The sequence below is a fragment of the Streptococcus sp. HMSC061E03 genome, from assembly GCF_001813505.1.
Lineage (GTDB): Bacteria > Bacillota > Bacilli > Lactobacillales > Streptococcaceae > Streptococcus.
The window spans coordinates 1-322 of record NZ_KV812803.1; the positions used below are offsets into that span (position 1 = coordinate 1).

Genomic DNA, 322 nt, shown 5'->3' on the forward strand with positions numbered 1-322 from the left:
TATATTTATAGTTCTGAAGTTCATTAGGATTCTTTAAAATTAACTTCCAATAATGTTTTAACTTTCGATATAATTTAGGGTCTTTATAGCGATGCTTATTCATGACACGTACCCGAGTTCGATTTAATTCTCTATTTAAGGCTTGTACGATGTGAAAAGGATCAATGATAATTTTAGCGTTAGGAAACATTTCTTTTATTAATTGGATGTACGGTAAGTACATGTCGATTGAGATAGTTTTTACCTTTAATCTAGTCTTAGGCTCAAAACGATGGAAATAGTTTTTCAAACTGTAAGATTTTCTATCTCTTACAACATCGAC

1 protein-coding gene is annotated in these 322 nt (G+C 30.1%); it reads right to left on the reverse strand.

All coding sequences use genetic code 11. The features are described 5' to 3' along the window. Window positions 1-322, reverse strand: a 322-nt coding sequence (locus HMPREF2917_RS10680) for a transposase (RefSeq protein WP_141751559.1), incomplete at both ends; no start/stop codon positions are given.